Genomic DNA, 21,273 nt, shown 5'->3' with positions numbered 1-21,273 from the left:
GCGAGGTAACGCGAGCGCCACGCCCAGCCCAGCCCCGACGTCGGTCACTTGCGGTGAAGCCGTAGATTAGCTAGTACATGTGCCAGCAACGTGGCTGACAACGGTCGTAACCGGACGAGTTCTCCGACTGCCGGAACCCCGCCAGGTGCGGCGGGAAGATGACATGTCGGAGAGACGGGCAACCCGGGTAAGGTCGCTCTCGACGGGTACGGCAGGGGCCGACGCTGCGCGTCGGAACTGGTCGGCCGGTTCCTTCAACGGCAGAGCGGGAAGCCACATGCCCAGCAGTTCGGGTTCATCGATCGACACGATCACCGAGGGAGGACGGGTGACCCAGGTCGGCGAGGGTCAGGAGGCGGACGAAAGCGCTCCTCCGGTCATGACCTTCGGTGCTCCCACGGCCGGTGAAGTCCTCGCCGAGCGGTACGAACTGGTTGAGCACATCAATAACGACAGCGCGGGTCGGCTGGTCTGGCGCGGGGTCGACGTCATCCTGCGCCGTCCCGTTGCGGTGGTGCTGCGTTACCCGGGTGGCGACTCCGCCACCGAGATGCTTCAGGCCGCCGTCGCGGCCAGCCGGGTCATCCACCCCAACCTGGTCGGCGTCTACGACGCGATCGACGAGGCCGACCGGGCGTACGTGGTGCGCGAGTGGGTCGACGGGCAGTCCCTGCGGGACCTGGCGACCGACGGCCCCCTGGACCCGGCTCGGGCCACCGCGATCGGCAACGCCGCGGCGAGCGCGCTCGCTGCGGTGCACGCCACCGGCATGGTGCACGGCAACGTTCACCCCGGCACCGTCATGATCAGCGACGAGGGCCGGGTGGTCCTGGCCGACGCCCGCACCGACGGCGCCGACAGCCAGGAGAACGACATCCGGGCGGTCGGCGGTGTCCTCTACTTCGCGCTGACCGGCTCCTGGCCGCACGCCGAGGCACCGCTGCGCGGCGCCACCGCTGGCCACGGCCGCGCCGCCATCCCGGACGCCGTTCGGGACGCCGCGGGTGCCATCGCGGCGCCTCGCCAGGTTAGGGCGGGCGTTCCGGCATACCTGGACGACCTGACCATGGACCTCCTCGACGCCGAGATCGCGCCGCCCTCCTCCGACGTGCTCGCCGCCGAGTTGGCGCGCCTGGATGTGCCGGCCGAGGATGAGCACTACCTCGACAACAGCGGGCCGCTGCGGTTCGCCGCCGACACCGAGGAAGAGCCGTCGCCGCTGGCCGCGGCCGGCGGTCGCAAGGTCGCCGTGGGCATCGCCAGCCTGCTGGCCGTCGCCCTGGTCGGTCTGCTGATCGGCATCATCACGCTGGGCGGCGACGACAAGGACCCGCAGTCCAACCCGGTCGCCGAACCGAGCGCCAGCGCCCCGGCCGGCGACGCCACCCCGGCCGCCGCGACCGTGCGCAAGCTGACCGTGAAGAACGTCCGGATCATCGACCCGGACAGCACGAACCGCAGTGAGGTCGGCGGCGCCGAAAAGGTCATCGACGGTGACGAGGACAAGGGCTGGGAGACCGAGACGTACCAGAACCGGCCCAACTTCGGCAACCTGAAGAGGGGCATGGGGGTCTGGATCGACCTCGGCGAGCCGCACAGCGTCAAGTCGGTGCGGGCGGTGCTCTCGGCCACCGGAGCGTCCGCCCAGATGCTCGCCGGCACGAGCAACCCGCCGTCCAGCTCCAGCGGTGACAAGCAGTTGATCGCGAACTACAAGACCGCCATCGGCCAGCCGTTCGAGGATCACGACGGCACCACCATGACGTTCAACGGCTTCGACGTCGACCAGAAATACCAGTACCTGCTGTTCTGGATCACCGAGCTGGCTCCGGCCGAGGGTGGGTTCAAGCTAGGGGTGCAGGAGATTACGGTCCAGGGGTCGTGAGCCGGGCACCACGAACCGGGCACCGCATTCGCTGGACGCGGTGATGGACGGGCGCGACGCCGCAACGGACCTGGAGCTGCTGCGCGCCCACGCCGCCGGTGACCGGGACGCCTTCGCCGAGTTGTTCCACCGGCACCGCGACCGGTTGTGGGCGGTGGCCCTGCGGACGCTCGGCGACCGCGAGGAGGCAGCTGACGCGCTCCAGGACGCGTTGCTGTCGGCGCATCGAGCGGCGGCCCGGTTCCGGGGTGACTCCGCTGTCACGACCTGGCTGCACCGGATCGTGGTCAACGCCTGCCTGGACCGGATCCGACGCCGGCAGGCGCACCCCACCGTGCCGCTGCCGGACGGCAATCGGGCCGAGGACGGCTCGGGCACCGGCGGGTTGGAGCCGGCCGCCCCGGTCCAGGATCATGACACCGTGCTGGTGGTCCGCCAGGCGCTCACCGCACTACCTCTTGAGCAACGCGCCGCGTTGGTGCTGGTGGACGTGCAGGGCTACCCGGTCGCCGAGGTCGCCCGCATCCTCGGGGTCGCGGAGGGCACGGTGAAGAGCCGGTGCGCCCGGGGTCGAGCCCGGCTGGCCGTGCTGCTCGGGCATCTTCGCCCCGCCGTCACCGTGACGACTCCGGCCCAACCGGATCCCGCCTCCCCGCACAACGGCGTGCCCGACGTCACGCCGGGGAACCTCGGCCCGGCGGAGGGCGTCGGATCGGGGTCGGGACGCTACCGGCGGGACGCCAACCAGGAGGACACGTGACGACCGAGGGGTTCCGGGAGGTCGACGACGACCTCCTCGCTGACTACCTCGGCGGGGCGTTGGACGGCACCCCGCAGCAGGACGAGGTCGCCCAACTGGTCTCCACCGATCCGGCCTGGGCCGAGGCGTACGCGCTGCTGGCCCCCGCCGTAGCGGAGGTCCGGACGGACCTGACCCGCTGGGCCGAGCCACCTCCGAAGATGCCGCAGGCGATCGCCGACCGCCTCCTGACCGCGCTGGCCGCCGCAGAGCCGACCGACGACACCTCGAACGCGGACCCCGCCGCCACGACCAGCGGCGATCCGGACGGCGACACCGCGACACCGTTTGTCGTACCGGTGCAGGGCGGAGCCGGTCGCCGGCCGGCCCTCCCCGAGCCAGTCGGGTCGGCGCGCTGGGCGTCCACCGGGCCGGGCCGCCGCCAGCGCGGCTGGGCCCGACGCAGCGCACCCGTGGCCGCCGCCGCGATCGCCGTCATCGCTGTCGCACTGGGCCTCAACCAGTTGACGATGCGAGCATCGGACGACGCCGGCAGCAGCACCGCCATGAACCACCCGGCCAACGCGCCCGAGGGCCTCGCGGGGGTCGGCGCGGTCCGCACCACCGGGCCGGTACTACGCAGCGGTACGAACTACACCCCGCAGGCCCTCGGCAACGCCTATGGCACCGACGCGCCGAACGCCAGCCGGGCAACCGGCGAGACGCCCGGCGGGCAGCCGGGGGTGGACGCCGAGGGTGAGCGACGTCGGTCACCCGTCGGGTCGGACCAGCTGGCCCGGCTGTCCGACGAGGTCGCGCTGACCACCTGCCTGGCCACCGTCGCGGCGGAGCACGGGGCGGCCCCACTGGTGGTCGAAATGGTCGACTACGCGCGGTTCGCGGGCGAGCAGGCGCTTGTCATTCGTTTCACCGACGCAACCGGTGCCCGGTGGGCCTGGGTGAGTGGCCCGGAGTGCGGAGTGCCTGGGTCCGGCTCGGACAGCCGTTATTCGGCGCGGGTAGGGTGAATCCACGGTCAACGGCACGATGCCCACTCACGTGACCTGACCCACCGGATGCCCGGCTCGGGAATCCCCGGTTCGTACGATGACGTTCTGGAAGTCAGCTGCCGACCCCACCCAGGCGTCGGCAACTCGGATCAGCATCGGTGCTCGCGCCGACGCCGAACACACACAACTCGGGAGACGGCAGTGGACGAGGTCCGCAACCTGATCATCATTGGCTCCGGGCCGGCCGGCTACACGGCGGCGGTCTATGCCGCACGCGCCAACCTCAAGCCGCTGATCATTGAGGGCGTGCAGTCCGGTGGCGCGCTGATGACCACGACCGAGGTGGAAAACTTCCCCGGCTTCGCTGACGGCATCCTCGGCCCCGAGCTGATGGACAACATGCGCAAGCAGGCCGAGCGGTTCGGCGCCGAGTTCCTCACCGACGACGTGACCCGGGTCGAGCTGGTGGACACCGGCGACGCCGGCTCCGGCGCGGTCAGCACCGTCTGGGTTGGCAAGACCGCCTACCGGGCGAAGTCCATCATCCTCTCCACCGGTTCGGCCTGGCGTCCGCTGGGCGTGCCCGGCGAGCAGGAGTACCTGGGCCACGGCGTCTCCTCGTGTGCCACCTGCGACGGCTTCTTCTTCCGCAACCAACACATCGTGGTCGTCGGCGGCGGCGACTCGGCGATGGAGGAGGCCAGCTTCCTCACCCGCTTCGCCGAGTCGGTCACCATCATCCACCGCCGCGACTCGTTCCGCGCCAGCAAGATCATGGCCGACCGGGCGCTGAGCAACGAGAAGATCAAGGTCGAGTGGAACAGTGCCGTCGAGGAGATCCTCGGCGACGACGGCAAGGTCACCGGCGTACGCGTCCGCAACGTGCACACCGGCGAGACCAAGGTGATGGACGTGACCGGCGTCTTCGTGGCGATCGGTCACGACCCCCGCAGCGAGCTGTTCCAGGGCCAGGTCGAGCTGGATGACGAGGGCTACGTGAAGGTCCACGCCCCGAGCACCCGCACCAACGTGCCCGGCGTCTTCGCCGCCGGCGACGTGGTCGACCACACCTACCGCCAGGCGATCACCGCGGCCGGCACCGGCTGTGCCGCCGCGCTCGACGCCGAACGGTTCATCGCGACGCTCAGCTGAAACAACGCAACACATCCCGGAGGAGGGGCATAGTGGGAACAACCAAGGCCGTCACGGACAAGAGTTTCGTCGCCGACGTGCTGCAGGCCGACAAGCCGGTTCTGGTGGACTTCTGGGCCGAGTGGTGCGGGCCGTGCCGCAAGGTGTCGCCGCTGCTCGAGGAGATCGCCGGCGAGATGGGCGACCAGGTCACCATCGTCAAGCTCAACATCGACGAGAACCCGGAGACCGCTCGGGCCTACCGGGTGATGTCGGTGCCGACGCTCACCGTCTTCAAGAACGGCCAGCCGGTGCAGTCGATCGCCGGTGCCAAGCCGAAGGGCGAGCTGATCCGACTCATCGAATCGGCCCTCTGACCAGCACAGAAGCATCAACCGAACCCCGTACCCGCTCGTCGGGTGCGGGGTTCGGCGTCTTTCCCGGCAGCACCGTCGACGTATTTCTCGGCCCAGCCACCTCGCCGCCGGAGAGCGCATAGCCTCAAGCCTGGGCCGCCCGGCCAGCGAGCGTCGTGCAGAGGGGGTCGTGCGTGCGTCCGATCCGACCCGGTGACCGGGGACCTGCGGTCACGGAGATCCGTACCATCCTGACCGGCCTCGAACTGCTCAGCGCGGCCGGCCCGCAGACCGACGAGTTCGACCTCGACACCGAGCGGGCGGTTCGCGCGTTCCAACAGTCGCGGGGGCTCAGTGTGGACGGCCGGGTCGGGGCAGAGACCTGGCGCGCACTGGACGCCGCCCGCTGGCGGCTCGGCGCTCGCACCCTCTACCACGCGGTCCCCGAGCCGCTCACCGGCGAGGACGTCCGGTCGCTGCAGGAGCGACTGCTGGAGATGGGGTACGACGTGGGCCGGGCGGACGCCATCTACGGCGTCCGGACGTCGCGGGCGGTGGCCCAGTTCCAGCGCGAGGTCGGGCTCACCCCGGACGGCTCCTGCGGCCCACACACGATGAACGCGCTGCGCCGGATCGGCCGCAAGGTGGTCGGTGGCCGACCGCAGTGGCTACGCGAGTCCGACGCGATCCGGCAGTCCGGGCCGGCGCTGGTCGGCAAGACGGTCGTCATCGACCCGGGGCACGGGGGCACCGACCCCGGGATGGTGGTGCCCGACGGGTCGCTGCGCTGGACGGAGGCGGATCTGGTGCACGACCTGGCCAGCCGCCTGGAGGGGCGACTCGCCGCCACCGGCGTGCGGGTGCAGCTCACCCGCGGCCCGTCACCCGACAGCTGTCTGCCGGACACCGACCGGGCCCTGCTGGCCAACTCGCTCGGCGCCGACGTGTTCATCTCGCTGCACCTGGACGGCCACGCCAACCCGGACGCGGAGGGCGTCGCGACCTACCACTACGGCACCGACAACGGGGTGACCTCGGCGACCGGTGAACGCCTGGCCGGGCTGGTGCAGCGAGAGATCGTCGCCCGCACCGGCCTGCGGGACTGCCGTACCCATGCCAAGACGTGGGAGCTGCTGCGGTTGACGCGGATGCCCGCCGTCCGGGTCGAGGTCGGCTATCTCACCTCACCGAAGGACCGCGCCCAACTTGTCGACCCCCGGTTCCGGGACCGGGTGGTGGAGGCGATCGTGGCAGCGGTACAGCGGATGTACTACCCGATCGAGCGGGACGTCCCAACCGGGTCGCTCGACGTCAGCGAACTGCGCGCCGTGGTGACCGCCGGCACGGTGGTCGACTGATCCGCCGCCGGGCCGGCGGTTGCCGCGTCTGCGCGGTCAGCCGTTGGTGGATCGGGTGGCCGGGGCGGGACGGACCGGCCGGAGCAGGGTCTCCGGGCTCATCGACCCGAGCAGCTTCTCCAGCGCGTACTCGACGTCGGACTTCCAGCTCAGCGCGGTACGCAGCTCAAGGCGCAGCCGGGGGAAACGCGGGTGCGGGCGGACGGTCTTGAAGCCCACGGAGAGGAAGAAGTCGACGGGTGCCACGCAACCGCCGGCGGAATCGTCCGCGTCACCGAACTTGGCGTCGCCGAACGCCTCGATGGCCTTGATCCCGCGCTTGGTCAGATCCCGGGCGACGCCCTGCACAAGCATCCGGCCCAACCCGCCACCAGCGAACGCGGCGACCACGTTGGCGGTCATCAGCAGCGCCGCGTCGGCCGAGACCGGCGAGGTCGGGAACGCCATCGAACGGGGCACGTAGGCGGGCGGGGCGTACATCACGAAGCCCGCCGGCATGCCGTCGACGTACGCAAGTTTTCCGCAGGAGCCCCACTCCAGCAGCGTCTGGGAGACCCACGCCTCCTTCTCCAGGCCCGGGTCGCCAGCGGCGCAGGCCCGCTCCGCGGAGACCGGGTCGAGCTCCCAGTAGACGCACTGCCGGCACGGGCGAGGGAGATCTTCCAACGTGTCGAGGGTCAGGTTGACCAGACGTCGCGACATATGGCGCATCCCCACAATAGGCTCGGTGGTGAGACCGGCATGGAACGACAGCGCCGCCTTCCTGCCCCCGACGAGCGATCGTACGCCGCCGATCGGCGATGCGGGAGGGGACGCGCAGATGCCCACCGTCGCGGGGGACGCCGAGGACGGTCCGCTATGTGGTCGATCTGCTTTGGCACGGCGGCAGGGCGACGCTGGCGGACTAGGATCGACAATCGGTGTCCTGCCGCCATGGTCAGCGGCGGGCGGGGTACCCGGGGCTGGAGCCACCCGAGCAGCGATCGAGGTGAGGTCATGACCGGCACGACTCTCGACGACTACACCGACCGGTATGCCCGGCGGGTACGCGGAATGACCGCCTCCGAGATTCGAGCATTGTTCGCGGTGGCAAGTCGCCCAGAGGTCGTCTCGCTCGCCGGTGGCGCACCGTACATCGCCGCCCTTCCGCTGGACGCGGTCGGCGAGATGCTCGGCCGGCTCGGCTCCGAGCACGGCGTGACCACCCTTCAGTACGGCATCGGCCAGGGCACCCTTGAGCTACGCGAGCGGATCTGCGAGGTGATGTCGCTCTCCGGGATCGACGCCGCGTGCGGCGCCTCTCCGGAGGACGTCGTGGTCACCGTGGGCGGGCAGCAGGCACTGGACCTGGTAGCCCGGCTCTTCCTCGACCCGGGTGACGTGGTGCTCGCCGAGGGGCCGACGTACGTCGGTGCGCTCGGAGTCTTCCAGGCCGCCCAGGCACAGGTCGTGCACGTACCCATGGATGCGGACGGGCTGATCCCGGAAGCGCTGGAGACGGCCATCGCCGACCTGGCTCGCGCGGGCCGGCGGGTCAAGTTCCTCTACACGATCCCCACCTACCAGAACCCGACCGGCGTGACGCTCAGCGAGGAGCGCCGGGAACGGGTCCTCGACATCTGCGAGCGCGCCGGCCTGCTCGTCGTCGAGGACGACCCGTACGGTCAGCTGGGGTTCGAGGGTGAGGCCCCGGCGCCCCTGCGGGCCCGCCGCCGCGACGGCGTCTTCTACCTCAGCACCTTCTCCAAGACCTTCGCCCCCGGGCTGCGGGTCGGCTGGATCCTGGCGCCGCACGCGGTCCGCGACAAACTGGTCATCGCCAGTGAGGCGCAGATCCTCTGCCCCAGCAGTTACGCCCAGGCCGCGGTCGCCACCTACCTGAGCACGATGCCCTGGCGGCAGCAGCTCAAGGTCTATCGCGAGGTCTACCGGGAACGCCGCGACGCCCTGCTCGACGCGATGGCCGACCTGATGCCCGAGGGCACCAGCTGGACCACACCGGCCGGCGGTCTCTTCGTGTGGGCCACCCTGCCCGACGGTCTCGACTCGAAGGCCATGATGCCGCGAGCGGTTGCCGCCCGGGTCGCCTACGTCCCCGGCACCGGTTTCTACGCCGACGGCACCGGCACCGGCGCCATGCGGCTCAACTTCAGCTTCCCGCCGCCGGAGCGGATCCGCGAGGGCATCCGCCGGCTGGCCGGCGTGATGGAACAGGAGATCGCCATGCGTCGGGTCTTCGGTGCCGTGGGTGGCGCGGCCGGCCGACGCGGTCGGGCCGGCTCCGACGTGCCCGGCCCCGACTTGGCATGATGCCGGCATGGGTACGACCGCTGAGCGCCTCCTCGTGACCGATTCCGCCGTCGCGGCCGACCTGCGCGTCGTGGTGCTCGCCGGCGGGCTCTCCTACGAACGGGACGTGTCGCTGCGCTCTGGCCGTCGGGTGCTCGATGCGCTGCGCGCCGTCGGGGTGGAGGCCGAGCTGCGGGACGCGGACGTGGCGCTGCTGCCGGCGCTCGCGGCCGACCCGCCGGACGCGGTGGTGATCGCGCTGCACGGCGCCACCGGCGAGGACGGCTCGCTGCGCGGGGTGCTGGATCTGTGCGACATTCCGTACGTCGGCTGCGACGCCAGAGCCTCCCGGGTCGCCTGGGACAAGCCCTCGGCCAAGGCGGTGCTCCGCGAGGCGAGCATCCCGACCCCGGACTGGGTGGCCCTCCCGCACGATCGCTTCTCCGAGCTCGGCGCGGTCGCCGTACTGGACCGGATCGTCGACCGTCTGGGCCTGCCCCTGATGGTCAAGCCGGCGCAGGGCGGGTCCGGGCTGGGCGGAGCAGTGGTCCGGGACGCCGCGGCGCTGCCCGCAGCGATGGTCGGCTGCTTCTCGTACGACTCCACGGCGCTTGTGGAGCGGTACGTGCCCGGCATGGATGTGGCGGTTTCCGTGGTCGACCTCGGCGACGGCCCGCAGGCGCTGCCCCCGGTGGAGATCGTGCCGCGCAACGGCGTGTACGACTACGCCGCCCGCTACACGGCAGGGCGGACCACCTGGCACGCACCTGCGCGGCTGGGCCCGGAGGCGTCTGCCACGGTCGCTGATGTGGCCCTCGCCGCACACAACGCGCTCGGTCTACGGGACCTCTCCCGCGTCGACGTGATCGTGGACGCGGCCGGCCAGCCGCACGTGCTGGAGGTCAACGTCTCGCCGGGCATGACGGAGACGTCGCTGCTGCCGCTCGCCGTGCAGGCGGCAGGGCTGGACTTCGGCCGACTGCTCGGCACCCTGGTCGCCCGCGCGGCGACCCGGCTCGCCACTCGCTGACCCACCGGAGCGCGTGACGGCGCTTCCGGATCGACCATGAAGTTGACTTGTCGTGGCCAACCTCATGGTCGGTCCCACCTCAGTGGCTGGTACGGGCGTCGGGTGTATCGCTGCCACTGGTAGGCGCGACCGCTCCGCCAGCGGTGCCGGTGTCCCCGGAACCGCTCCCGCTGCCCCTGCCGGCCGCACCGGAGGCGCCCTTACCGGCGGCCCCCTCGTCGGCGCTCCTGCCTACTGGAACGACGTGGGGTCCGTCGGTCGACGTCTCCGCCGCGTCCGCGCTGTCGGTCGCTGCACTGTCGGATGCTGCGGCGCTGGGGTCACGGGCGGTGGAGGCCGGAGTGCCGGATGCTGAGGTGCCGGGCAGATCGGCGGCGGATGCCGTCCGAGCGGGTTCAGCCGCCGGGCCGGTGGCCGTCGCAGTCGGCGCGGGTTCAGTCGTCCGGTCGGTGACGGTGGTCGCCGTTGAGCCGGCATCGGCATCGGTGTCCGTTGCTGGTGCGACCGAGGACGCGACGTCGGCGTCGAGCGCGGGTTCCGGGATCTCCTCTGCCGCCTCGATGACCGAGACCGCCTCCGCAGCGGCAGCCTCCGCAGCGGCAGCGGCGTCCGCGGCAGCTGACTGGGCCAGCAGACTGGACGGTGCCTGCCACTGGATCCGGGGCGGCTCAGCGAGCGGGCGACCGCCGAACTCGGCGAGCCAGGCCGCGACGAGTGCCAGATTTTCCCGCCACTGCGCCTCGGAGATCGGCGGCAGGATCGAGTCCCACAGGGACAGGAACGTGCCCCGCAGTTGAAGGCGGCCGTATGGGCGGGCGAGGAACCACATGTGCAGATGGGCCGAGCCGTCGCCCCAACGATTGACGTGCACCCGCGCCACGCCGTCGAGAGAACGGATGGCCCGCTCCAGTCGCACGGTCATCACGCCCAACTCGGCAGCCAGCAGGTTCGGCAGATCACCGAGGTCGAGGTGGGTCCGCGATTCCAGGATGAGGACCATGGGCAGGCCGGTGGGACGGTCCATGGCGCGTACCCGCCACCGCTCACCCACCCAGATGTAGGCGTCGTCGGGTGCGTTACAGGCGGTGCATTCCCGGAGACCCTCGCCCTTCCGGGGCGGTTCGACCGGGACCGGATCATCGAGATGCTTGACGTGGAGGTCACCCTCGAATGGAAATGACGGCCACTGGGTGAAGTCCGGGACTGAGGGAGGGGTGTCGTGCACGACGCTGACCCTAACCGAGTCTGGCACCGCTGTCCCTACCTGTTTGAGCGGTCTCAGGGTCACTGAAACGGCACAGCCATCGACCGGGACGGCGCAGTCACGCGTACGCCGAGAAGCGATATCCACAGGCTGCCGAGATCCTCAACACAGGCCGTCATCCACAGGCTCGCACCCACTCTCACGCGCTGTTTCACGTGAAACGGGGGGTGCCTGTGGACAACCGGTGTGGATAACTTTTCGGCCGGTCGGTCGTTGTCCGCGAACCGCCAGATCGACGGGTCGACCGCCACCGAGTCGGCGACGTGAACCGGCGCGCTCCGATCGCGCCGGAGTGGCACTCGTCCGCCGGTCGCCCCCTCGCCGACCGGGCGCGGGACGGCGTCGACAACGACCGCTGGCCCACCCCCGATCGGCTCGCACCCCGATCGGCTCGCACCCCGATCAGCTCGCGGCCCGGCCGGCTCGGCACCTCGATCTAACTGCGGCCCGGTTTCACGTGAAACCAGGCCGCACTGGGGCTCCGAGGACGTCGGCACGCCCGAGGATCACGACGGAGGCGCGTTTCGCACCGCTGAGCGGCTCACTGGCGCTTCTGGCGCGACTGGGGGTGGCTGCGGTCGAGTGGACCATTGCCGACCCGTCTGCGACGCCTGTGGCGGGCGGTTGGCGCGGCAACTGAGTCTTGGCGTGGCGTCGGCGGATTTGTGAGCGCGCGAGCGAGCCCGATCTCTCCGACCGTTCTCCCGCATCGGCGGGCACGGCGCTGGCGTCGCTACTCGACCCAAGCCGACGGTCGGGCGGCGGCCCGTGGCGGAGAAGCGGCCGGAGCTGGTCAGCGCAGACCCTCGCCGCGCGACTGACCGAGCGGGCCACGGGCGATCCGTTCGCCGGCTACGCCGATCCGCAGAAGCGAGGGCCACCGCCTGTTTCACGTGAAACGCGGCGACCCCGGCATGCAGAACGGCCGCGCCCCCTGCGGGTAGCGCGGCCGTAGCGAGAGACCGGGCTCAGTCCCCGTTCTCGCTCTCCTCCTGCTGCACGCCGATGATTCCGACGATCCGCTCAAGGTCGTCCACCGTCGCGAACTCGATCGTGATCTTGCCCTTGCTCCGGCCGATGTCCACCTTCACCCGAGTGTCGAACCGGTCGGACAGCCGATCGGCGAGATCGGTGAGGGCCGGCGCGTGAGCCTTGGGGCGCCGCTTTGCGGGCTGGCCCTTCGCCGGCCCATCGTTCAGCGCCAAGGCCACGATCTCCTCGGTCGCCCGGACCGACAGGCCCTCGGCCACGATCCGCAGCGCCAACTGTTCCTGTGCCTCGGCCTCATCGAGGCTCAGCAGAGCGCGGGCGTGCCCCGCCGAGAGAATGCCGGCGGCAACCCGGCGCTGCACCTGCGCGGGCAGATTCAGCAGTCGGATCGTGTTGGAGATCTGCGGGCGACTCCGGCCGATCCGACGGGCCAACTCCTCGTGGGTGGCCCCGAACTCCTCCAGCAGTTGCTGGTAGGCGGCGGCCTCTTCCAGAGGGTTCAGGTTGGCCCGGTGGATGTTCTCCAGGAGGGCGTCACGGAGCATGGCGTCGTCGCGGGTGTCCCGGACGATCGCCGGGATGCTCTCCCGCCCCACCGCCTGGGCGGCCCGCCAGCGCCGCTCACCCATCACCAGTTCGTACTTCTCGTCGTCGAGCTGCCGAACGACGATGGGCTGAAGGAAGCCGACCTCCTGGATCGAGGTCTTCAGCTCTTCCAGTGCCTCCTCATCGAAGACCTGGCGGGGTTGCTTCGGGTTCGGGATGATCGCGTCGACCGGGATCTCGGCGAATCGCGCACCGGGCACCGGGCTGAGCGCAGGCTCCGGCTCATGGACCGGTGCTCCGGCGGGCATCGCGGCGACGGCAGCGGTGCCCGCGTCGTCCACGTGCTCATGCTCCGGCTCGGCCGTCGCGGTGCCGACGGCATCCGGCGCCGGCCCGGTCGGGATCAGTGCCCCCAGGCCCCTACCCAGACCGCCCCGAGGACGGTTCTTCATGCCACGCCTCCCAGCGACTCATCCGCACTACGCATTCCGGCCCACCGGCTCCTTCACGCCCCGCTCGGCGATCTCCTGGGCGGCCTCGAAGTAACTCGTGGCGCCCCGCGAACCGGGATCGTAGGTCATCACCGACTGGCCGTAGCTCGGTGCCTCGGAGACCCGGACGTTGCGGGGGATGACCGCCTGGAGCACCTTGTCGCCGAAGTGGTTCCGGACGTCCTGCTCGACGGCGTCGGCCAACCGGGTGCGGCGGTCGTACATGGTCAGCAGGATGGTGGAGACGTCGAGCTTCGGGTTGAGGTGTTGGCGTACCAGGTTGATGTTGTTGATCAGCTGGTTGAGCCCCTCCAGCGCGTAGTACTCGCACTGGATCGGGATCAGCACCTCCTGCGCGGCAACCAGAGCGTTGACCGTGAGCAGACCGAGCGAGGGCGGGCAGTCGATGAAGACGTAGTCGAACTCGCCCGGGTACGCGGCGATCGCACGATCCAGGCGCGACTCCCGCGCCACCACCGACACCAGCTCGATCTCCGCGCCGGCCAGGTCGATGGTCGCGGGTACGCACCAGAGGTTGGGGATGCCCTCGACGGCCTGTGCCACCTCGGCCAGCGGCACGCTGTTGATCAGGCAGTCGTAGACATCGGGGATGCCGGTGTGATGTGGGACGTTGAGCCCGGTCGAGGCATTGCCCTGCGGGTCGAGGTCGACCACGAGCACCCGGTTGCCGTGCAGGGCGAGTGCCACCGCAAGGTTGACGGTAGTCGTGGTCTTACCCACGCCGCCCTTCTGGTTGGCGACGCACATGACCCGGGTCCGGTCCGGCCGAGGCATTGTCACCTCGCCACTGGGATTCAGGATCTGCACGGCGCGCATCGCCTCCATAGCCAACGGTGGGTCATCCTCTTCGCGCGTCGGGGTTTCACGTGAAACGTACGTGGAGTCGGCCGCCACGGCAGCCAGCGACTCGGTCGAAGCGATCGGCGCGTCGGCGACCACCGGCGCGGAGTCCCGAACGACGGCCGCGGTGGGTTGGTGCGGGACCGCCGGCTCGAACCGAACCGCTCTGGCGGTATTGCGGCGACCCGAGGTCGGCCGCACCTCGGCGGCGTTGACCGGCCGACTCAACCCCTCCGGCGTACGACGAACACTCGCCGACTCCGGAATGGCTGAGCCCTCCGACCGTTCGAAGTCAGAGGGTTGGTCGAGCACTGCCGGCGGATCGCTGTCCGCAGGTCGGGTCGTCGGCCCGGTCGCGCCGGGCGACCAGCTCGGGTAGTCGGTTTCACGTGAAACGGGATCGCTGGTCGACCCGGTCACGCGTGGATCGTCGTACCTGCCGTCGTCATGCACCTGTCATCCCTGCCCGCTTCGGATGGTCGGTCCGCGCCCCGGTCAACTTGGCCGCATCCACGTCCGCATCCCGGAGCGTACGGCCCAAGGGAGCGGTCGGAGACCCGCGACGTCCGTCACCCGCTCCACACTATCGACGCGCGGTCAGCCTACGGCGGACGGGCGCGGCCGGTCCACGTCGGGTTCTCATCCCCTCGTCCATCCGTACCGGTACAACGAGGCAACCCACCGGCCGGAAGCCCGATGGCGCGAAGTGTCAGCGTCGGCGCGATTGACCGCCCCGGGCGCGCTTCTTGGCCGCCGGACGAGGGCCGACCACACGCTCCCGCACGATCTCCACCACCGTGGTCGGTGGGTCGATGACCCCGACGCCGCAGAGGTGCACGGCCGGCTCTCCACCACCGAGTCGCGCCACCACCTCGGCGTGCTCCTCGATCTCGGCTGCGGCCGACGACCCCTTGAGCGCCAACAGACGACCACCGCGAACCGCCAGGGGGAGACTCCAGCCCGCCAGCCGATCCAGCGGCGCGACCGCGCGCGCGGTCACCACGTCTCCGCTGATCGGCTCCCGGCCGCTCGATCCGCTGGCCGCCTCGTCGGCCCGGCCCCGGAACACCCGCACCGACTTGGCCAGGCCGAGTCTCTCGACGACCTCGATCAGGAACGACGTCCGTCGGGCGAGCGGCTCGATCAGAGTGACCGTGAGGTCCGGGCGTGCGATGGCCAGGACGAGACCCGGCAGACCGGCGCCGGAGCCGACGTCGAGCACCGTCGCGCCGGACGGGATCCGCTCGGCGACAGCAGCACAGTTGAGCAGGTGCCGATCCCAGATGCGAGGTGCCTCCCGAGGGCCGATCAGGCCACGGACCACCCCGTCGGTGGCCAACAGCTCGGCGTACGCGGCGGCCAGGTCGAGACGATCACCGAAGAGGGTCAGCGCGGCCGGAGCCAGCTCGGGCGGCAACGCCGCGTCGGCCGGGGACGGGGCGGTGTCAGCCGACGACTGGGCGGTGTCACGCCCGGTCGACTCGGCATCGGCAGCGGAGTTATCGGGCCGGGCAGCGGACGGCCCGGGCAGCGTGCCGCCCGGGCCGGTCACGGCGTCGGCCGTGATGTCGTCGTGGGTCACCCGGTCAGTCCGCCGGCCGTACGACGATGCGCCGGTTCGGCTCCACACCCTCGGACTCGCTCGCCACACCGGACATGGCGTTGACCACATCGTGCACGCACTTGCGCTCGAACGCGGACATCGCGTCCAGGCGGACCGGCTCGCCGTACTCCTTGACCTTCTCGACGGCGTTCTTGGCGACCGCGGCGAGTTCCTTGCGGCGGTTCGCCCGGTAGCCGCCCACGTCGAGCAGCAGACGACTCGGCGTACCGGTCTGCCGGAAGACGGCGAGGCGGGTCAGCTCCTGGAGCGCCTCCAGGGTGGCCCCGCGCTGACCGACCAGATTCTGCAGCTGCTCGCCGACCACCTCGACCATCGGACGGCCGGCGGCGACCAGCTCGTCGATGTCGCCGTCGTAGTCGAGGATGTCGAGCAGGCCCTCGACGTAGTCGGCGGCGATCTCGCTCTGCCGGAACAGGTCGCCCTCGCCCACCGCCTTCTTCACCCGGGTGCCAGCGGCGGTGTCGGTGTCGTCGTCCGCCTCGGTGTCATCGGCGTCGTCGTCGCCGTTCACCGCGAGCGTCGCGGTCTCCTCCTCGTCCAGGGACTGCTCGGCGCGGGGGATGCTGGTCTCGGTCACGGTCTCATCTCCGTACTCGCTCGGCCGGACCGTCGGGTCCGACTGGTTTCCCGGGGCCGGCGGGAGGTCGCCGGTGCCCACGGGCACGTCTGTACGGGCAGTGTCGCCCGTGGCCGCGCGGTGCGCGGTCGGTTCCACCCGGCGCCGGCCGTACGGCGGCTGCGCGGTGCGGAACGGGCCGCCGCCGGTCACCCGGCGACGGCCCTCAGAGGTCAGCCCTGCCGCTTGGCGGGGCGACCCTTCTTGGGGTTGTTCACCGGCTTGGCGCCCGGCTTCGGCCCGGCCACCTTGGGGGCGGTCGCCTTGACCGGTGCCGGCGGGGCCGTCTTGCCCCGGCCGAACAGGCCACCGGACTTGGCGGGCTGCACCGGGCTACGGGTGGCGGCGGGGGCGACGGCCTTCTTGGCGGTCACCGGCGGCGGGAACTTACGCAGCACCCACTGCTGCTGGCCGAGGGTGAAGAGGTTGTTGGTGACCCAGTAGATGATGACGCCGATCGGGAAGATCGCGCCGGAGATCAGCAGCGATGCGGGGATGCCGTAGAGCATCAGTCGCTGAATCATCCGCTGCTGCGGGTCTTCCGCCCAGCCGGTCTTGAGGATCATCTGACGGCTGGTCAGGTAGGTGGTCGCGATCATGACCAGCACCAGGACACCAGCAATGATCTTCACGGTGCTGCCATTGGCGCCGAGGCTGGCCAGTTCGTCGGCGGTGGAGCCGAACTTGCCGGCGATCGGCGCGGTGAAGAGCTTCGCGTGCGAGGCGCTCTGGAACTGGTCGGCGGTCCAGCCGTAGAGGGTCTTGTTCTGCTTGTCCGGGTCGAGCCGGCGCAGCACGTGGAAGAGGCCCAGGAAGACCGGGATCTGAAGGAACATCGGAAGGCAACCCATCAGCGGGTTGGCCTTCTCCTTCTTGTACAGCTCCATCATTTCTTTCTGGAGCGTCTCCCGGTCACCCTTGTGCTTCTCCTGAAGCTCCTTGACCTTGGGCTGGAGCGCCTGCATCGCCCGCTGCGACTTGATCTGCTTGACGAAGACCGGGAACAGGATCACCCGGACGGTGACCACCAGGAAGATGATGGACAGGATCCAGGCGAAGTTGGTGCCGATCACCGCGCCGACGGGCACCCCGATGGCGTCCCAGGCAGAGTGCCAGGTCAGCAGGATCCACGAAATCGCGTAGTAGATCCAGTCGAGACTCAGACTCAATTCGGGGCTCCAGTCACATCAGCACGGCGGCGGCCGCCCGGCTCCGGCACCGGGTCATGTCCACCAGGGTGAAAGGGGTGGCAGCGCAACAACCGCCGGGCCGCCAGCACGGCTCCCCGGAGCGCGCCGTGCCGAGCGATCGCCTCCTGGGCGTACGCACTGCACGACGGGTAGAACCGACAGCGAGCCGGCAGTGCCGGACTTATCCACCGACGGTACGCGATGATGGGCGCGATCAGCACCTTGGCACCGGTTGTCGACGGGCGTGACCTGGTCTGGTCGGTGTCGCTCATCGGGACCGCCGCTCGCGGGGCGACCGGGCGACCGCGATGGCGGCGTCCAGATCGGTGGCGAGCCGAGGGTACGAGGCCTGCGCCGCGGCGGGGAGCGCCCGGACGACCAGGGTGCTGCCGGCGGGCAGGGCCGCCAACCGTTCCCGAACCAGCGCCCGCAGTCGGCGCTGGACCCGGTTGCGGGTCACCGCGTTGCCGACCGCCTTGGAAACGACGAAGCCGGCACGGGACGGCACGGACGACTGCTCCGCACTGTTGTCCCGTACCGGCTCCGGCGAGGTCGGTGTGCTGGGGTCGACGGTCACCGGCACGGCCAGGTGGACCACGACGGCGCCACGTCCGGCGCGTCGGCCACCACGAACCGCTGCGGCGAAGTCAGTGCTGCGCCGCAGTCGCTGTGCGGCGGCCAGCACTGCCCACGTCCCCTGGACCGGCCCGGTCGGCTCAGGCCGACAGGGTGGTGCGACCCTTGGCGCGACGGCTCGAAAGGATGGCACGGCCGGCACGGGTGCGCATGCGCAGCCGGAAGCCGTGGGTCTTCGCGCGCCGGCGGTTGTTCGGCTGGTAGGTGCGCTTGCTCACGTCAGGCTCTCCGTTTTCGTACGCGCCCCGCGCGAAGGGATCGCCGGGGTCGTGTGGTGGTCCAGGCCACCTCGACGGTGGCCCACGATCGGTGCTGTCCGGCGGAGCGGGACCTCGGCAATGCGGGGATGCGACCGCGGACAGCAAGCACCCATCACCCTAGCAGAGGGCGAGAAAGCAGCCGTTCCAGCCTACGCAGGGGGGCAATGACCGTCAAACACCCCGAGCAGCGGGTAACAGGACGCGCCCGAGGCCGGAGGGCGGTTTTCGCTGATGCCGACAAGGGCGCCGCCGCGTCGCCGGTTGATGGCGCAGGGACAACGCTGTTACCGTGCCCGATTGCGGTGAGCGTCTTCAAGCTCCGGGCGTCGCGCAGGCAAGACCGGACAAGGCAGTGAATCGTTCGGCACGGTGAACCCGCTTCAGCGCCCGTTCAGGCGGGGGCAGGTCCCACCCGCGTCCGGCGGCGGTCACAATCGGTCGGTACACAGGCTGTGGATAACTTGTGGATGACCACCGGTCGACCGTCCGGGTGGGTGTTGTTCCACCCGCGAACGCGGCGGGCCCGGGATGGCCGGCTGGCAGACAGCGGCGGCCGGGAGCAGAAGCGAGGGGGTGGCACGACGGTGGCCGGTATGACCGACCTTGCCGCGGTGTGGTTAGCGGCGACCGACGAGCTCGCCGACGAGATCATCTCCGCCCAGCAGCGTGCCTATCTCCGACTGACCAGGCTGCGGGCGATCGTCGAGGACACCGCGCTGCTCTCCGTTCCGGATGCGTTCACCCGCGACGTGATCGAGTCACGGCTGCGCCCCGCCATCACCGAGGCGCTCACCCGGCGGCTCGGCCGACCGATCCAGGTCGCGGTCACCGTCCGGGTGGCCGAGGATGCCACTGGCCGACCGGCGGGCACCGTCTACCGCAGCGCCCCGGAGACCGGGCCGCTCGACGTCGAGGGTCCAGCCGCCGCACCGTTCGACCACGACCAGTCCGTTCGGCCGGGTGCCGACGCGATGATCCCGGAGCAACCGCACGCGTCCGAGCCGGTCGCGCCAGCCGCGCCGGCGGGTCCGCCGCTCGCGCCGGCCGTCGACGGGCATCGCGCGGGGCTGATTCCCGCCAGCAGGGATGGGCAGGAGGCGTTGTTCAGCGCCGCCTTCGCGGAGCCCATGCGGTCGTCCCGGCCAGGCCCGGACCGGCGCGGCTACGACGAGCAGGCCGCCCGCCTCGACCCGCCCGGCCCGGACACCCGGCCCTACGAGCCCCGCTATCGGGAAGAGTCGGCGTCGCCGCGCGACCAGCATGTGATCCGCTCCCTTCCCCGAGACAGCGGAACGGACAGCGGCCCGGGTCGCAGTGCGGTGGACCACCGGACCGGTGGCCGCGACGACCGCCGGTTGCCCGGCGCCGACACCGGCGGCAACCGGCTCAACCCGAAGTACATGTTTGAGACGTTCGTCATCGGCTCGTCCAACCGCTTCGCCCACGCGGCGAGCGTGGCGGTGGCGGAATCACCGGCGAAGGCGTACAACCCGCTCTTCATCTACGGGCACTCCGGGCTGGGCAAGACTCACCTGCTGCACGCGATCGGGCACTACGCCACGACGCTCGGCAACGCCCGCTCGGTCCGGTACGTCTCGACCGAGGAATTCACCAACGACTTCATCAACTCGCTCCGGGACGACAAGACCAGTGCGTTCCAGCGGCGCTACCGCGACGTCGACATCCTGTTGATCGACGACATCCAGTTCCTGGAGAACCGCGAGCGCACCCAGGAGGAGTTCTTCCACACGTTCAACACCCTGCACAACGCCAACAAGCAGATCGTGATCACCTCCGACCGGTCGCCGCGCCAGCTCGCCACCCTTGAGGACCGGATGCGAACCCGGTTCGAGTGGGGGCTGCTGGCCGACATCCAGCCACCGGACCTGGAGACCCGGATCGCGATCCTGCAGAAGAAGGCGGCGCAGGAGCGGATGTACGCCCCGCCGGACGTGTTGGAGTTCATCGCCTCCCGGGTGTCGAACTCGATCCGGGAGTTGGAGGGGGCGCTGATCCGGGTGACGGCGTTCGCCAGCCTGACCCGGTCGACCGTCGAGCTGTCGTTGGCCGAGGAGGTGCTGCGGGACTTCATGCCCGACGGCGCCGGTCCGGAGATCAACGCCGACCAGATCATGGCTTCGACCGCTGACTACTTCGGTGTGAGCCTGGAGGACCTGCGCGGCCAGTCCAGGTCCCGGGTGCTGGTCAACGCCCGGCAGGTGGCCATGTACCTGTGTCGGGAGCTGACCGAGCTGTCGCTGCCCCGGATCGGGCAGGCGTTCGGTGGTCGGGACCACACCACGGTGATGCACGCCGACCGCAAGATCCGTCAGCAGATGGCGGAGCGCCGCTCGCTGTACAACCAGATCGCCGAGCTGACCAACCGGATCAAGCAGAACAGCTGAGCGCACGCCCGCCGTCGCGGCGGCACACAGCCCGGGACACGCCCGGCCGGATCTCCCGGCCGGGCGTTCTTTTTCGGCCGCCAGCTGGACTCTCGACATGGTGTAGACCACATCATCGAGGCCGTGACCGCCTCGACTGCCACTCGTTGTCCACAGCTTGTTATCCACCGCCGGTGGATAACTACGTTCCGTCTTTCCCTGGTTACCCACAGGCTGTGGAGAAACCCTGTGTACGAGGCTGTGGACGCCTGGGGACGACGGTCAGGTTTTCCACCGAAAACGATCAACCTGTGTACGAGCTGTTGAAGGTTCTGGGGATGACGGCAATGGTGATCTTCGCCGCCGTCCACAGGCTTGGGGAGAAAGTCGGTGGATTACCGGTGGACAACCGGTGGACAACGGTGGACAACCGGCCGCCGCGACCGGGCTGTGGACACACAAGCCAGTTGTACCCCCGGTTCTCCACAGCTAAATCACCGGTGGATAACCCGTCTGACCTGCGCAGACTCGGCTTTTCCACAGTTTGCACAGGTGCGATGAAGACGATGAGTTATCTCTTCTAAGAGAACAAAAACCAATCATCACCGTTGGG

20 protein-coding genes are annotated in these 21,273 nt (G+C 70.3%); 10 read left to right on the top strand and 10 right to left on the bottom strand.

Annotated elements, in window-relative coordinates:
- Positions 1-277 precede the first annotated feature (277 nt).
- The 6 genes from IF46_RS0108165 to IF46_RS0108140 all read left to right on the top strand — a co-directional run bounded on the left by IF46_RS0108165 (position 278) and on the right by IF46_RS0108140 (position 6,479).
- A complete protein-coding gene (locus IF46_RS0108165) occupies positions 278-1,885 on the top strand; it encodes a protein kinase family protein (RefSeq protein WP_030487673.1) in 1,608 nt (535 codons plus the stop codon).
- Positions 1,886-1,928: 43 nt separating this feature from the next.
- The gene (sigM, locus tag IF46_RS0108160; protein WP_051723756.1) at positions 1,929-2,645 is read left to right on the top strand and encodes an RNA polymerase sigma factor SigM; all 717 of its coding nucleotides are present in this window, start codon (positions 1,929-1,931) and stop codon (positions 2,643-2,645) included.
- Positions 2,642-3,652, top strand: a complete 1,011-nt coding sequence (locus IF46_RS0108155; RefSeq protein ID WP_030487671.1) for a hypothetical protein — start codon at positions 2,642-2,644, stop codon at positions 3,650-3,652. The genes sigM and IF46_RS0108155 overlap by 4 nt, the downstream gene beginning before the upstream one ends.
- 183 nt (positions 3,653-3,835) lie before the next feature.
- On the top strand, positions 3,836-4,786 hold the full coding sequence (trxB, locus tag IF46_RS0108150; RefSeq protein ID WP_030487670.1) for a thioredoxin-disulfide reductase: 951 nt from the start codon (positions 3,836-3,838) through the stop codon (positions 4,784-4,786).
- Between the two features lie 32 nt (positions 4,787-4,818).
- Complete coding sequence (gene trxA, locus IF46_RS0108145; RefSeq protein ID WP_030487669.1) at positions 4,819-5,142, top strand: thioredoxin; 324 nt, start codon at positions 4,819-4,821, stop codon at positions 5,140-5,142.
- 173 nt (positions 5,143-5,315) lie between these two features.
- Complete coding sequence (locus tag IF46_RS0108140; RefSeq protein WP_030487668.1) at positions 5,316-6,479, top strand: N-acetylmuramoyl-L-alanine amidase; 1,164 nt, start codon at positions 5,316-5,318, stop codon at positions 6,477-6,479.
- A gap of 36 nt (positions 6,480-6,515) precedes the next feature.
- Here IF46_RS0108140 and IF46_RS0108135 read toward each other — a convergent pair whose 3' ends face one another.
- Positions 6,516-7,181, bottom strand: a complete 666-nt coding sequence (locus IF46_RS0108135; protein ID WP_030487667.1) for a hypothetical protein — start codon at positions 7,179-7,181, stop codon at positions 6,516-6,518.
- A 294-nt stretch (positions 7,182-7,475) separates the two neighbouring features.
- Here IF46_RS0108135 and IF46_RS0108130 point away from each other — a divergent pair, with 294 nt between their 5' ends.
- Both IF46_RS0108130 and IF46_RS0108125 read left to right on the top strand, forming a co-directional pair.
- The gene (locus IF46_RS0108130; RefSeq protein ID WP_030487666.1) at positions 7,476-8,789 is read left to right on the top strand and encodes a PLP-dependent aminotransferase family protein; all 1,314 of its coding nucleotides are present in this window, start codon (positions 7,476-7,478) and stop codon (positions 8,787-8,789) included.
- Positions 8,790-8,796: 7 nt separating this feature from the next.
- The gene (locus IF46_RS0108125) at positions 8,797-9,798 is read left to right on the top strand and encodes a D-alanine--D-alanine ligase family protein (RefSeq protein WP_030487665.1); all 1,002 of its coding nucleotides are present in this window, start codon (positions 8,797-8,799) and stop codon (positions 9,796-9,798) included.
- A 79-nt stretch (positions 9,799-9,877) separates the two neighbouring features.
- On the opposite strand, the gene IF46_RS35725 is transcribed toward IF46_RS0108125, so the two are convergent.
- On the bottom strand, positions 9,878-11,023 hold the full coding sequence (locus IF46_RS35725; protein ID WP_232233968.1) for a hypothetical protein: 1,146 nt from the start codon (positions 11,021-11,023) through the stop codon (positions 9,878-9,880).
- Positions 11,024-11,325: 302 nt separating this feature from the next.
- Between IF46_RS35725 and IF46_RS34275 the strand changes: the two genes are divergently transcribed.
- Complete coding sequence (locus tag IF46_RS34275; RefSeq protein ID WP_157562734.1) at positions 11,326-11,502, top strand: hypothetical protein; 177 nt, start codon at positions 11,326-11,328, stop codon at positions 11,500-11,502.
- A gap of 528 nt (positions 11,503-12,030) precedes the next feature.
- Here the strand turns inward: IF46_RS34275 and IF46_RS0108110 are convergent.
- The 8 genes from IF46_RS0108110 to rpmH all read right to left on the bottom strand — a co-directional run bounded on the left by IF46_RS0108110 (position 12,031) and on the right by rpmH (position 18,234).
- Entirely contained in the window at positions 12,031-13,050 is a 1,020-nt protein-coding gene (locus IF46_RS0108110; RefSeq protein ID WP_030487663.1) for a ParB/RepB/Spo0J family partition protein, read from the bottom strand.
- 27 nt (positions 13,051-13,077) lie between these two features.
- Complete coding sequence (locus tag IF46_RS34700) at positions 13,078-14,049, bottom strand: ParA family protein (protein WP_420063553.1); 972 nt, start codon at positions 14,047-14,049, stop codon at positions 13,078-13,080.
- 610 nt (positions 14,050-14,659) lie between these two features.
- A complete protein-coding gene (gene rsmG / locus IF46_RS0108095) occupies positions 14,660-15,367 on the bottom strand; it encodes a 16S rRNA (guanine(527)-N(7))-methyltransferase RsmG (protein WP_420063552.1) in 708 nt (235 codons plus the stop codon).
- Positions 15,368-15,536: 169 nt separating this feature from the next.
- Positions 15,537-16,151 (bottom strand): protein jag, encoded by a 615-nt coding sequence (locus IF46_RS0108090; protein WP_030487659.1) that lies wholly within the window; start codon positions 16,149-16,151, stop codon positions 15,537-15,539.
- Between the two features lie 212 nt (positions 16,152-16,363).
- On the bottom strand, positions 16,364-17,353 hold the full coding sequence (gene yidC, locus IF46_RS0108085) for a membrane protein insertase YidC (protein WP_030487658.1): 990 nt from the start codon (positions 17,351-17,353) through the stop codon (positions 16,364-16,366).
- Positions 17,354-17,355: 2 nt separating this feature from the next.
- Complete coding sequence (gene yidD, locus IF46_RS33655; RefSeq protein WP_084597820.1) at positions 17,356-17,652, bottom strand: membrane protein insertion efficiency factor YidD; 297 nt, start codon at positions 17,650-17,652, stop codon at positions 17,356-17,358.
- Positions 17,649-18,065, bottom strand: coding sequence for a ribonuclease P protein component (gene rnpA, locus IF46_RS0108080; protein ID WP_030487657.1), 417 nt, complete (start codon positions 18,063-18,065; stop codon positions 17,649-17,651). Before rnpA ends, yidD begins: the two co-directional genes overlap by 4 nt.
- Positions 18,066-18,096: 31 nt before the next feature.
- A complete protein-coding gene (rpmH, locus tag IF46_RS0108075) occupies positions 18,097-18,234 on the bottom strand; it encodes a 50S ribosomal protein L34 (RefSeq protein ID WP_007453904.1) in 138 nt (45 codons plus the stop codon).
- A 626-nt stretch (positions 18,235-18,860) separates the two neighbouring features.
- Here rpmH and dnaA point away from each other — a divergent pair.
- Positions 18,861-20,681 (top strand): chromosomal replication initiator protein DnaA, encoded by a 1,821-nt coding sequence (dnaA, locus tag IF46_RS0108070; protein WP_030487656.1) that lies wholly within the window; start codon positions 18,861-18,863, stop codon positions 20,679-20,681.
- The last annotated feature ends 592 nt before the right edge of the window (positions 20,682-21,273 follow it).

The organism is Micromonospora chokoriensis, from assembly GCF_000718555.1.
GTDB lineage: Bacteria > Actinomycetota > Actinomycetes > Mycobacteriales > Micromonosporaceae > Micromonospora > Micromonospora chokoriensis_B.
Note: the sequence above shows the minus strand (reverse complement) of the source record. Positions and strands in the feature narration are given on the sequence as shown.